General features: G+C 42.8%; 10 protein-coding genes. 2 read left to right on the plus strand and 8 right to left on the minus strand.

What is annotated here, in order from left to right; translation table 11 throughout:
- The first annotated feature begins 477 nt into the window (after nucleotides 1–477).
- Both HT680_RS07505 and HT680_RS07510 read left to right on the plus strand, forming a co-directional pair.
- Nucleotides 478–627, plus strand: coding sequence for a hypothetical protein (locus HT680_RS07505; protein ID WP_169446852.1), 150 nt, complete (start codon nucleotides 478–480; stop codon nucleotides 625–627).
- Between the two features lie 141 nt (nucleotides 628–768).
- The gene (locus HT680_RS07510) at nucleotides 769–948 is read left to right on the plus strand and encodes a hypothetical protein (protein ID WP_070677362.1); all 180 of its coding nucleotides are present in this window, start codon (nucleotides 769–771) and stop codon (nucleotides 946–948) included.
- An 89-nt stretch (nucleotides 949–1,037) separates the two neighbouring features.
- Here the strand turns inward: HT680_RS07510 and HT680_RS07515 are convergent, their stop codons facing one another.
- From HT680_RS07515 to HT680_RS07550, 8 genes are read right to left on the minus strand one after another with little or no spacing between them, the layout of a single operon-like run.
- Nucleotides 1,038–1,925: a peptidoglycan amidohydrolase family protein gene (locus HT680_RS07515; RefSeq protein WP_173259385.1), complete on the minus strand. Its 888-nt coding sequence runs from the start codon at nucleotides 1,923–1,925 to the stop codon at nucleotides 1,038–1,040.
- Nucleotides 1,926–1,927: 2 nt separating this feature from the next.
- Nucleotides 1,928–2,260 (minus strand): phage holin, encoded by a 333-nt coding sequence (locus tag HT680_RS07520; RefSeq protein WP_173259387.1) that lies wholly within the window; start codon nucleotides 2,258–2,260, stop codon nucleotides 1,928–1,930.
- Nucleotides 2,244–2,696, minus strand: coding sequence for a phage holin family protein (locus tag HT680_RS07525; RefSeq protein ID WP_173259389.1), 453 nt, complete (start codon nucleotides 2,694–2,696; stop codon nucleotides 2,244–2,246). The genes HT680_RS07520 and HT680_RS07525 overlap by 17 nt, the downstream gene beginning before the upstream one ends.
- A gap of 8 nt (nucleotides 2,697–2,704) precedes the next feature.
- Nucleotides 2,705–3,340 (minus strand): hypothetical protein, encoded by a 636-nt coding sequence (locus HT680_RS07530; protein WP_173259391.1) that lies wholly within the window; start codon nucleotides 3,338–3,340, stop codon nucleotides 2,705–2,707.
- On the minus strand, nucleotides 3,327–3,539 hold the full coding sequence (locus tag HT680_RS07535) for a hypothetical protein (protein ID WP_173259393.1): 213 nt from the start codon (nucleotides 3,537–3,539) through the stop codon (nucleotides 3,327–3,329). The genes HT680_RS07530 and HT680_RS07535 overlap by 14 nt, the downstream gene beginning before the upstream one ends.
- Nucleotides 3,536–8,461, minus strand: a complete 4,926-nt coding sequence (locus HT680_RS07540) for a phage tail spike protein (RefSeq protein WP_173259395.1) — start codon at nucleotides 8,459–8,461, stop codon at nucleotides 3,536–3,538. Before HT680_RS07540 ends, HT680_RS07535 begins: the two co-directional genes overlap by 4 nt.
- Nucleotides 8,458–9,153: a phage tail protein gene (locus HT680_RS07545; protein ID WP_173259396.1), complete on the minus strand. Its 696-nt coding sequence runs from the start codon at nucleotides 9,151–9,153 to the stop codon at nucleotides 8,458–8,460. Before HT680_RS07545 ends, HT680_RS07540 begins: the two co-directional genes overlap by 4 nt.
- Entirely contained in the window at nucleotides 9,153–13,403 is a 4,251-nt protein-coding gene (locus HT680_RS07550; RefSeq protein WP_173259398.1) for a phage tail tape measure protein, read from the minus strand. Before HT680_RS07550 ends, HT680_RS07545 begins: the two co-directional genes overlap by 1 nt.
- Nucleotides 13,404–13,540 lie beyond the last annotated feature (137 nt).

Below are 13,540 nucleotides of genomic sequence, written 5' to 3' on the forward strand. Positions count from 1 at the left end.
TATGGTATAAGTGACAAATGTTTACCAATGCTTTCTGTTGCTTATCAATAGTTGAGTTTTTGCTTATTTTTATTTAAAATCATTTCCGTTGATTTTCGTCATTTTTTTAAATCGTATTCATCTTCGTATTCATTTTCATACTCACCTTTGCCCGTATAGTTGAGAAGGCTGCAATTTAGTTCTAATAGTTTACAAAAGAATCAGTGAGTAATGTCACTGTTTTTTTCTTTGTCTTAAAAGGAGTACTACTTTCAGGAAGACACCTAAATATGACTTAGAAACTGACAAAAAAGCCACCTGATTGGGTGACTTCTTTAGGGAGATTATTATGAAAAAGTTAAAATAAAATCTTATTAAATCAACACTCTTGAAGGTCTATTTTTTTTTGAAAAAAGTTAAAAAACTTTATCAAAACGCTTGACTTTCTCGGTACACCGTGATATAATATAATCAAGATAAGGAAAGGAGGTGAGGAAGTTGAACAAAGAAGATTGGCTTAGGTTACTTGAAAAGGCGATAGACAATATCCCTGAAACAGTAACAGCTATCGCAAGTCTAGTGACCGCAATAACGGTCGCAAGGCAAAACAAAAAGCGTAAACCAAACTCCCGCAAAAGAAAAAGGTAAACGCTAAGAGGTAGGGGCGCAAGCCCCTTACACCTCTATTTTATCAAATGAAAAGAGGAAAAGCAATGGTTAGTGCAATAGCTATTTTTATAATTGTGGTCAATGTATATATCTATCTAAAAAATAAAAAGGACAAATAATATGAGAAAAGTTATTCAAGAATTATTAGACAGTTCGATGTCTACATCTGCTATTTCGCAAGGCGCTGGTGTTCCATGGACTACTGTTTCTGACCTTAGAAAAGGAAAAACAAGCATGGACAAAATGGCACTTCTCACAGCAGAAAAACTTTATGAATTTGCTACAGCTGATAAGCAGTGATTTCGGTCACTGCTTTTATTATTGCAAACAAAAAAGCCCACAAGCATAAGCCTGCGGGCCGTTAAGAAGAAAAATAGAATCTCCTTTCTTTATTTTGTAGTAATGAGTCCATCTGGCTCAATGTTAAAGGCTTCTTTATCGGCCATGCGACCATCAGGAAGCAGCATGTAGTATCCGCCATTATAAGGCACAAATGTGTTCGATTTCATATCGCCGTTGACAGCATCCAGGTAATACCATTTTTCGTAGTATTTGACCCAGCCGGTCTGCATAGAGCCATCACGATTGAAGTAATACCATTTGCCGCTGATTTTCTTCCAGCTCGTGGCCATGTATCCGTCCTTGTCAAACCAGTACCATTTGCCGTCTGTGTGCTTGAGCCAACGTTCAGAATACATGTATCCACGACTGTCGAAGTAGAACCATGATTTGTTCTCTCCGATGTACTCAAATTGGTCTTTTGGATAAGAACCATTTGCACGAACCCACCAATAGCCTGTATCATTCTTCTGCCAGCCTGTCTTGACCTCTTCGACAGCTGCAGATGGGTTAGTCAAACGATACACATAGTAGTAAGGTCGTCCTGCATAGAGCCAAATATCGTCGTGGTCATTCACTGTGATGCCGTCAAAACGATAGTTACAGTGGATAATGTTATCACTATCCACGAAAATACCAGTATGACCACCTGCTCCACTAGAATATCCACGTCGACCCCAGATAAAAATATCCCCACGCTGAGCATCCCACGGAGTATTCTCAGAGATAAGCTCATATCCGTTCTTTTTGAGCCAGTCATGTTCATACTCAGTATTGACCGCCCATCCGGCGGACGCGGCTCCAGCGCTCGTCAAAGCGTAGTAGACCGAACTTGAGCAATCGTAAGAGTCGGGGCCGTTACGATCGTCCATGCTGTAGGATACTTGACCTTGTCGCGCACGCATCCAAGCGATAGCTGTTTCAATGTTTACTGTCATAACTATTCTCCTTTCCAGACATCGTTCATCTGCTTGACCGATGCCTCGATAAATGTATCTAAGCTCTTGTCAGTCATGCTGATGTTATATTTGGCAAGCTCAGCACGGATTTTAGTGCGTGCTTGCTCCAGCTTCTCTTGACCTTTATAGCCAGTTTCGGCTGCGACCTGCTCCACGGCATTGACCGCGTTCTTGGCCAAGATTTCAACAATCTTGATGGTTTTCTCTCCACCTTTTTGAACCAGGTAGTCTTTTACCGCTTTGACTGCGATACCAGCCAAAATAACAAGAATGCTGATTGCTCCATTTGCGATAATTTCATTGATTTGTTGCATTGTCTTTCTCCTCTACTTCTACTTTGTCTTTTTGGTCGATATTGACCAGCAACTGCCCTATCTTACGAGCGTTGTCTTTCTTAATCTGATTGATGTATGGTTTCAAAAATTCTGGAAATGCTAGTCCAATCATCTCCCAATTTTCAATTACTGAAAACAGATAATTGAACGAGAAGAACATTGTCCAAGCAATACCGAAGCTACGAAAACCAAGTGAACGTGAATACATAGCAACAAGTAAGATGACGAGAAATACAACGAAATGACGAATTAATCCCATTGTTCCTACCTTGCTATCAAATCTCTTAGTCTTAAATGCCTTGATGTAACCAGTCACAATATCCAATACCATCAACCAGAAAAAGAAATGAATGTACGGACTATACGATAGATTTTTAAGGTGATCGAGTAAATCTTGTAATACCAAATCTTGCATATACACCTCTACTCTTTCCCTTCAAATTTCCAAGCGACACCCGTTCCGTTTTGTTCCAGGGTACCATTTGTCACAAATGCGCTGACAGGCTCACCATTATATGTAAATTCCTTGTTAAGCTGAACCAAAATGCGTTTGCCTTCGCCATTCACTTCAACGTGCTCAGGGTCTTCAATGGTAATCAAGTCATGTGGTAAGTAGGTCTTCCCGACTTCAGCAAGTGGAATCAACTCAATCAACTCTTTGTAGGTCGTACCGTACTCAATGTTCTTACTCATGACAGAGTTCAAGACCAGCACATGAATGACCTTCTGATTCACCTTCGAATTCTCTTCAGTCTGCTTAATAAGAGCTGCAAGCTTGTTCCGTTCACTCTCGTTTTGCGCAATCTTCTGCTCAGCTTGTTCAAGCTTAGCCTGCGCTTGCACAATTGCTGCGCCTGGATCTAGTTCTGCCTTCAGGATATCAAGCACCGCTTGAATCAGCGTGTCTTCTGATTCGTTCGTGCGGTCTCCTACAAGCTCACGCATGTTCGTACTGTAGCGATTGCCTTCCGAGAGACGAATCTCTACGACGGTCGCCACATTTTCTCCAAAACCTCGTGTGTAAGGTTTGCTTGCTAGTTCGTAATTACTGATTGCCATTTGTCATTTTTCCTTTCACTTCTTCAAATTTAGTTTTGAGCTCTTCGTCAGATTCAATGATTCGCTTCATCTGCTCGAGTTCCATAGCGGTTACCGTGTAGAGAGCTTCTAGCGTAGCCGATTGAGTGGCTTCATTACTGACTCGCTCGCTTAGTGATTTAATTGTTAAAGTGCTGATTTGTTTATCTTGTTCGTTCATGCTGTTTTCTCCAATTTTTCTATTTTTTGATTCAATTCTTGAATGGCCTTGATCAGATAAGGCACAAGAGCAAATGTGTTGTAAGAGTATGCGCCGTCCGGATTCTCAAAGAATGCTTCAGGAGCGTACTTCTGGACATCCTGCGCCATGATACCGCAAGCGATATCTTCGATTTTGCCATCGTACTTTTTGCGATAGCTGTACGTCTTCAGACTTTCGACTACATCGAGACCAGAAACTGTACTAGCTTCGATATTGTGCTTATATCGACGGTCTGAGATTTCTTTATTCATTGGAATCCAGTCGTAACCAGAACCGCTGTAATAAAGGTAAAGATAGTTGTTTGAGGGCTCGAAATTTGAGTATTTAGACGAGTGAATCCAGTACCCGGATTTTCCTGAATTCTCATTGTTGTAGAAAATATGACCGGTAACGCGCAGGTTCCCATGGATGACTGGCGTGTTCCAAAATTCTGCTGTATTGTAGCAATACATCTTACCATTATTTTTCACATACCAAGCATAATCTCCAGGATACCCCCAATTATTCCCCCAGTTGACCCAAAGAGCCGTTTGCGACCATTGGCCAGTCCCATTACTCATACCGACCGAAAATTGATTTTCTCCAGTGATCCAGTACACCGACGAATCTTTCTCATGTGTACCAATCTGGAATCCACCAATACGGCCTTTGTAACCTTCAAGCAAAGTCGCCGTGACTACGACTGACCGAAGCTTATTGATGAAGGCTTCTTTAGCAGCAAGCGTATCTGTGAAAATGTCGCTTGAAACAAATCGTCTAGCCATAGCCATATCCATGACCAGTTTGTCAGCTGTGATAGAGTTAGCACGCAGAATATCTGTGTTAAGAGTCGCGAATGTACCTTCACCAACGAAAAGTCGTTTAAAGTAACCTTGAATAGCTGTCAGCTCATCAAGCAAGGTCTTACCCTTCAATCGAATTTTTTCAGCTTCAATCAAGATTTGATTGTTCGTCGCATTGATTTGCGAAACAATTGAACCTGCGCTGGTTAGGTTTTGAACGGCCCACGAGCCTTGAAGCAAGGTCATCTGTGTACGAATCGCTTCTAGCTTCGCATTCGCATCTGTGACTACATCTTCTGGATGAGGTTGCCATGGACGAGGTTTATATCCCTTGTACAAATCAACCTCTGTGATGTATAAATCAGCAATTCCATCCGTTGTACCATTGTTATCGAAACGAATGTAAGCATTATCCATTTCTCCTGAATTAAACGTGATTGAGACATCTTCGCATTTGTTTGTTGAAAATTTAGTTTTGCTAAGCACTAATTTTGCGATTGTGAAGCTAGTATTTTCATCTTTTCGTCTGCCTAAAACAAAAACCTCACAATTTGTCAATGAATTATTGTTAAATGCACGAAAATTCAGCACATAATCTGTGTTTTTTTCAAGTTCGAATCGAGGGCTGAAAAGAAATAATTCTTTTTGAGTCGAATTAGGTAGACAAATCAAATCCTTTTGTCCATTAAGATAAAACTCATGCTTGACCAATTTAGCAACATTTTGAGAGGAATTCCAAGCTCTTATTCCGTCTTTGAAATCACTATTCTTAACAAGGTTAGGACCTCCTCCGCCGTACTTTCCAACTTCTACCTGGAAGATTTGGTTAGTCACAGCCATGCGAGCGACATTATCAGCAATCCCGTTATCTGTATTGCCAAGAATGCGCTCGTAGAGTTGACTAGTCTCTCTGACTCTCTGGAAGTCAGTTTGATTAGCCTTACCAGCAATCTGAGATGTGATACTTGAAAATTGGCCATCAACTGTCTGCTTGTACTGAGCGATTTTCGTAGCAATATCATTGTTCGTCTGCGTACTTATCGCACTGAAACGACGCTCAAGACCTTTCACGTCCTCTTGATAAGTAGCCTTACCAACGAAATCACGATTGACCAGCTCACGAACTGCATTAGCTTGACGAGCACTCTCTTCTCGAGCATAGCGCTGCAATGCTTCCTGCCGCTGACCATCTTTATTTACATAGTCCTGAATAGCTGATAAGTCGGTTCGCAATCCCTGAGCTGTTCGCTCAAAGATCGCCTTGGTTTCGGTGATGAGGCCGTCAGTGTCCTCAATTGCTGGACTCCAGTCAGTAGCAACATTACCTTTCTCGATTTTCACATCCCAGACGCTTTTGGTAGCTTCCTTATGATAAGTGTTAACGCGTAGATGATAGATTCCTGTCGGCTTATCCCAGACGAATTTTGTTCCTGTGGTACCTGTCTTGAGGTCAGATACAATTTGATAATTTCTGACATTCTTGTCCATAATCCAAAGAACTACGTTATAGGATTCCTTATTCCCGTCGTGATGAGCCGTAAAGTTCCCGTCTGTTTTAGCAGAAATGGTGTATTCCTGCCCCTGCTCCATGTAAACAGATGTCTGCTCCGCATAGAGAACATTATTATCAAAGTTAGTTGGCTTCTTATCTGGCATAAAAGGTCCTTTCGAACCTCTTAACAAATTCCGTCCACCGACTCGCAATCTGGAAAATTCTTCTCGCAACTTCCCGGCTTCGGCCACAACTAAGGTCTTATCTGCTTTATCCTTGGTTGCGTTCAAAATTTCCTGACGGATAGAGCCAGCCTGCACTTCAAATTCAGCCTGACTCAATTTCTGATCCAGCTTGTTCTGCGTATTTGTTTCAAGGCTCTTCACGGATTGCCTGATGTTCTCAGCAGTCACGTTGAGTGCGCTGATATCCGCCTTTTTTCTTAACCCCTCAGTCAGACGGTTCACGCCAGCATCTAGCGAATCAGCTCTTTGCTTGAAGTTAGATTCAACAACTGACACACGGTCTTCCTGATCTTCATACGCTGGTTGATAGGCTGGAAAATAATTGCCAACCGATAACATAGCATTCTCAATGACGACCTGGAGACCAGATGGGAAGCCAAAATTTGTACCAAAACGAATAAAGACATTGTTAGTCTGATAGGTCTCAGAAGAGCTAGACAAGTCAATCGTAAACTCAAAATGTTGGCGTTCGGTAGTCCCACCTTTAAATGTGAGTTTATAGCCATGCCACGGATGGGCACTAAAATGAACATTGGCTTGTGTATCACTGGCTAAGGCAACAGGGAAAGTCACGTCGAAAGATAAGCGGACATAATCACGTTTGAACCTGTCATTGTTTTTCCAGAAATCAGGAACGATGAATGTTCGATAGTCGTATGTCGCTTGATCTCCTGTCGTGAAAGTTCTTGAGCGCGAATTCCTGAAGTAATTTCGTGAACTACCAACCTGCACACTCGCTATCTTACTAGCTAGTTCATCGGCTGTCTGCACGAGCTCAGACTTACTAGCCTTACCGTCAGCCACGTTGGCCAGCTCTGCCAGTCTACGCGTCGTTGTCTCTTCATACGTCGCTTGTGCTGACTTCACACCAGCCAATTCATTTTTTGTCTGGATAAGTGCTTCAACTTGCTTAGCAATCTCGGTCTCAACCTGCGCCTGTTTCGGTCGAATATCCTTTGCGATAGTCCGTTTCAGAGCGTCCAAATCACCTGACAGAGCCGTCTGAGCGCTCGTGGCCTGTGACTTGAATGCTTCGAGTTTAGCAATTGAATCTAGACCAATCCGCTTCGCTTCCTGGGCGAGTAAGCTGCTGGCGCCAGCGTTTCTCAAGGCTTCTTCAGCCCTGCGCTTGGCTTCTTGTAGAGGACCATTGTTGAAACTACTGAAACGCTGGTCGATGGTGTCAGATAGTTCTCTCTTGACTTCTTCGGCTCGTGCTTTGGCAGCGTTGAGACCATCTGTGAATTGGTTGACCAACTCCTCTTTATGACGGTCAAAAGCGAGATCCGCATTCTTGAGTTCTCTTTCTAGCTGCCGTTCAAAGTCATCGTGAAGTTGTTGCGCTTCATTCTTGACCGCATCGCTGACCGCGTTAGAAACCATGTTGGACAAACCTGACTTAAACTGGCCAAAGCCGATTGAAATCAGCTTCTTTGCCATTGGCGAATAGGTGTACTTGGTGATTTTCTTGCGCACATCCAGATTGTAGACCTCATGAAACAGGCTCACGATGTCATACATCTGGACAGGCACGTCACTCTGGCCGACAACCTCAAGCTCAAGGCTATCTTCCATCATGTCGCAGAGCGATGTCTTGAAATACTGCTCGCCATATTTTCGCAAGCTCGCTTCATCTTTCACGTCCTCGTCATTAACCTCAATCACATCTTCATAGATTTGACTGTACTTGCTGATGAGCGGACTATCGATGGTAACCGTGAAAGTGCGATCAGGCGCTTTCTCTCCCTCACCTTTGACGGTTGTTTTAAAGGTGATTCGAGTTTTTAAAGATTTGGTAGAGGTCTTATGCTGGTAGCTAGACAGGTTTTTCTTGTACATAAAAAGCGATTCATTCTCTGAACCGCCATTTTTTAAAAGCCGAACTTGATAACCATGACGAACAAGGTCGCCACCCCATTGGCCAAGGATGGAATGCTTGTCTTTCGCGAATGCTTCCATGGCATTCTTAGCGTCGATGTTAAAGGTGTGACGCTCGCTAATGTCTGAGAAAAACGAAAATGGATGACTACGAGTGATGCTTCCAGCAAAACGACTCAAGGCAGTCGAACCAGTCTGCCTATCCAAAGAAATAGGATTGACCACATAGTTGTTCAAGAGAGTGAATACTTGGTTCGCATAGACTTGAATATAGCCATGCTTCTTCTCAACCTCGAAAATGACGAAATCTTGCTCACCGTGTAGGTCATCAGCCGTTAGGAACGTCTCCTCCTTCAACTTCTCCCACAATGAATCCGAAGTAGGAAATCGGAAGGCCAATTGATAGGTATTGCTATCTATCTGAACGATTTCATCAGCATAAGCAGCATTCAGAGGTGTGTTGCCATTTGTTAAATAAATCAAATCTTATACCTCCAATTCGGTCGAATAGTAATCTTACGAACATTTCCAGTAAACGAAACACCAACCTTACCAGTCGGGATTTCTAAGAATCCCCCACGCTTACGAAGTGTGTTCTGAACCGAACCAGTAGCATTGTAGATATTTTGCTTACCTTGCCTGCAATCAATCGTGGCCTTGGTCTTAATCGCTAGGTACATAGTCTTACGGCCAATTGTAAGAGAGATGTCACCATCTCCCTCAACCTCAATGGTTGGCTCAGAATAAATCGTACCAGGATTGTTGATTGTACCAGTTGCCGTCAGCACCACAGGCGCTACATCTTTTTGATAGCGGAAAGGTTGCATGATTAGCTTGACATCTATCTTCCATGCATGCATTCCGTTACGATTGTAGGTCGCTCCTGAAAAGTCTGCATAGAAATATGAGCCAAGTTGATAACTGAATTCTATTACATTTTCTTTTGGCTGAAATTTATCTACAATTGTTGAAATATCTACTAGTTTTGGTACATAAAAAGATATCGTTCGCTCGTAGCTTTCGTAAGAACCATCTAGCACTCTATAACTTCCGTTCAAACCATATACATCTACTGATTCTGCATGAGGTTTGGCAGCCTCGATTTCTCCAAAATCCGTCACAACGCAGTGAGGGATAGTAGATGTATTAAAACCATTAATAATCATGTAAAACATTAAAATCCCTCCCTTGCATAGATGGCACCATGTTGTTCGTAGGTTTTGCGTGAGATAATGTCGTTGTCTAGGTAGACATCTGACGACTTTTCAAGGATAGCAGTAAGCAATTTTTCTAAACTTACTCTCAGAATCCTCATCTCAGACACGATTTTATCTGTATCTTGCCCGTTCTGAACACTTGTAGTTTGAATAGTGATATTACGTTGAGCTTGTTCCATTTCACGAAGAAATTTCGCATCACTCGGGATCCCGATACCAGAAGCATATTTAGGAACACCCATCTCACGCATCAAACGTCTAGTCTTATCAGCTCGCAAGACTTTAGAACCTCTCGGAAGAGGAAGCAAGACATCTCTGCCTTGAGGAATGAAGCTCCGACCATTTGGCAGAGTAACCATTTCCTTATAGTTGCTATTTCTTTGGTCATTGACGATAGCAAGCCCACCAGGGTGATAGTTAGTCCCGTGTGCATGCTTGCTCGCAAAGATATTCGTAAAGAAATTACCAGTCACGCTATCAATCCAGCTCTTAATGCCTGAAAGAACACTAGAAGCATTATCTTGAGCGTTGATAGTAACAGTTTTGTCTTGGATACCATTGACGCCACTTTTGACCTCGCTGACAGTATCGTTGGTGCCATTCTTGGCAAGGATATTCACTGGATCATATTGCTTGATAGCATTGATGGCACCGCTCGTCTCGTTTCGTACACTGCCTGTTTGGTCAGCAGCAAACAAATTGATAGGAGCTTCTTGTTTGGGTGAATTAACACTCAAAATCGCACTTCCGACAGCTGCGCTCGTATTATCTACCGCATCCAGAGATTTAGTCTCAGCAGATGCAAAATTCCAAGCTGTAATCTTATCGATAGATAACTGACCATTGTTCAAAACATTCGTAGGATCTGCCTTCAAATCTTTTGTAAACGGTGTGGTCGCATTCCAGGTTGTCAAAGTATCAGTTGACCGAGCGACTGCTTTTCGGACGCTTTCATCATTAGCCAACAACTCCTTCTGTTTTGGTTTCAGAGCTTCATAATTAGACAGAGCCTTTGAGGCTTCCTCCGCCTTGTTCATGACATCAGCATTTTTCATGAGAAGTTCTTTGACTTTAGCTGGCATGCTGTTCCATGTTTTAAGATGGGTTTCACTATCAAAGATGGCTTGTAACCCAGCTTGGTTCTTGACGATTACTTGTTTCTCTTCGAGAGTCATGTCTTTCCATTTACCAGATTCGACAAGAGCCTCAGCAATAGTAGCACGAGCATTTGAGTTGATTTCCGCAGTCTTAGCAATGAACTGCAATTGTTCCCAACCTTCAGCAGATTTGGCAGCCTCTCCGATGACTTCTTTCACATTGGATTTTACTTGAAAATTCCCATTCTTATCAATGTTACCGACCAGCAACGACCATGCATCGTTAGCCTCTTTCACTTCCTTGTTCATCTCACTGGTGTAGTTAGCAAGGATACTATGTGAATTACCTACCTTTTGAGAGGCTTCTGCAGCTTTCTTCCCGATTTCTTCATAGGATAGGCCGTACTCCTCCAGAACTTTCTTGGCTTCTTCCCAGTAGTTCCAACTTTGGCCAGTTCGAGCTTTCACCTTATCGTCAAGATTTCGCATGACCTGGTAATACTTACTTCCCAGAGCTTCCATCGTTTGAGTATGCTTAGCTTCAAGATCTTGCATTTTCTTGTTGTAAGTTTCTTGATCTATTGCTTTTCCATCAAGCAACTCTTTCCACTCACTCTTTGAGTTCTCGTAGAGTTTCTTTTCTTCATCCATAGCCTGTTTTAAAACATCTCTAGTATGTTTTAACTGTGTTTCGTTGAGTGAGCTGATTTTACCATTTAAGGCTTGAAGTGCTGCTGTTTGTTGTTCTTCCGACAAACTCATCAACTTTAACTTAGCCTTAATCATCTCATTCTGATTGTTCAGGATGATTTCTTTCTCCTCTTGAGAGAACTTGCTCGCATCACCATTGTGTCGCTGATAAATCTCATTAATTTGATTCATCATAGCCTCAGTGTTAGATACTACTTGGCCATTTCTTTCCTTGGCTTTTGCAATATCGTCCTCACTAAGCCCCCACTTAGCCCCCAACTCTTCCATTCGTTTGTTGGTCTTATCGGCAGCAGTAGCGATTTCTTCATAGAGTTTTTTAAAGGCTCCAGAGACCTTATCAGCATCTCCAGCATGAGTACCGAAGTTTGCGACAGCTGTGCTGGTTTCATCGACCGTCTTTTGAAAACTTCGCAATTCTCCACGAGCAGTATCACTCAACTGAGAGCCAAACTCTTCAGTCTTGATGCGAGCCTTGTCTTTCTCGTTTCCAAGATAAACAAGTGCGGCGGTAGTAAGACCAAGACCTCCGACTATTAAACCTAGAGGGTTCGCAAGCGTACCCATTGATGTTGTTAGAAGCCCCGTTGAAGTTGAAGCTGATGCAGTCGCATTCCCAAGCGCTACTGCTCCACCAGATGCCAATTTAAAGGCAGATGATAGATTTCCGGTTGTTCTAAAGGCCTGAAAAGTTTTATGCATTAAGGAGATGCCACCTACTGCTTTACCAGTTCCTTTAGTAAGCCAGCCAATTCCTTTTGTCAAGCCTCCTACGATTCCAATACCTTTTCCAAAAAGTGTTAAAGCCGGTCCTGCCCCTGCGGTTAACGCTGCCCATTTTAGAACATTTCTTTGCTCCTCTTCAGACATGGAACTGAAATGCTTAGCCATTTCAGCTAGCATGTCAATCCAAGGTTTCCCAGCTTTTAGACCGTCACGGAGAGCCTTTAGAAGTGGCCCACCAAACTCAATAGCCAAGTCAGTTACTTGGTTCTTGAACATCTTCAGTTGAGATTCTGTTGTCTCGTATCGCTTATTAGCTTCATTTGTCAGAGCAGTATTCTCTTTCCAAGCCTTGTTTGAACGATCAACAGCATCGCCCATTTTATCAGACGCTAAAGCTAAGGATTTCAGCATGTTACTTTGTCGGATACCCGTCATTCCAAGTTGCGCCAAGATAGCGTTCATGTTCACGCCTTTTTCTTGCGCATCCTTGAGTCCTTTAATAAAGGATTGTAAAGCAACGACCGGTTTCTCTTTCCAAGCCTGCTGGAATTCCTCTGAGGTCATTCCGGCAGTTTTGGCGATAAGGTTCAAGTCATCCGCTGCGCCCTTACCTGTCAATGAAACAGCATTCCCAATAGCCGTCAAAGTTTGAGTCATAGCGGTACCACCAGCCTCAGCCTCAATACCAACCGAACTCATCGCAGTAGCAAGACCAAGGATATCTGGAGCGGTTAAACCAGCCAGCTTACCGCCAGCCGCCAAACGGTTTGTCATCTCAACGATGTCACGCTCAGTTGTTGCAAAGTTGTTACCCAAGTCAACAACAGATGCCCCAAACCGTCCATATTCGTCAGATGTCAGTCCTAGGATATTCGCAATCTTGGCAATGGCTGTCGCAGCTTCTTCGGCGCTCAAGTTCGTTGATTCTCCCATGTCAATCATCGTTCGCGAGAATGTAAGGATATCCTCTGCCTTGATACCTAGCTGACCAGCAACTTCTGCGACATTTGCAATTTCAACAGCACTAGCTGGCAATTCTTTAGCCATCTGACGAATGCCGTCAGATAAGTTCTTGTATGATACGGTTGCGGTCTCATCTACCGTTTTCTTAACACCTGCAAAAGCAGATTCATAGTCAACAGCTGCTTTCGTAACCATACCAACACTAGCAACCAAAGGAAGAGTCAAACCAGTAGTTAGTTTTCCTCCCAGACTTGAAACACTATCGCCAAAAGTCTTGATTTTATCACCACTTTTGATAAGGCCGTCTCCAAATTTATTGATACGGTTCGCAAAGCTATTCTCCTTACCAACTGCAATCAAAGCTTGTTGCACGTTACGGAGTTGACCTTCCATGGCTGCCAACTTAGCATTCTCACGCTCAATCTCAGCAGCAGCCTTGTCAAATTTAGCCGTACCAGGTTCGAGAGCGTCAAAGCTTTTCTTCATCTGGTCCAAAACACTTTTTTGCGCTTCAATCGCTTGACCAAGTGTCTTGTACTTAGCTTGAAGCAAGTCTGTGTTTTTCCCATTGTTTTTAAGGGAGCTGTCTAGCGCCTTTACATTGCTTTGAAAGTATTTAACCGCATTCTTAGCACCATTTAGAGTAGGATTGAACTTCGACACGTCCAGCCCTAGCTCGATATACATTTGACCTAACGGCGTTCCACCTGCCATTCAAATCCTCCTTTTTAAATAGTTTCTAGAAAGTCAGCTAGATCCATGACTTCCTCAGTTTTAGCAGATTCAGTTTCACCAAGAACACCCATCAAGTCCTCCCAACTCGTATCCATCACATCACGAATACTCATTCC

Origin of the sequence: Streptococcus sp. 5905 (assembly GCF_013276505.1) — a bacterium.
GTDB lineage: Bacteria > Bacillota > Bacilli > Lactobacillales > Streptococcaceae > Streptococcus.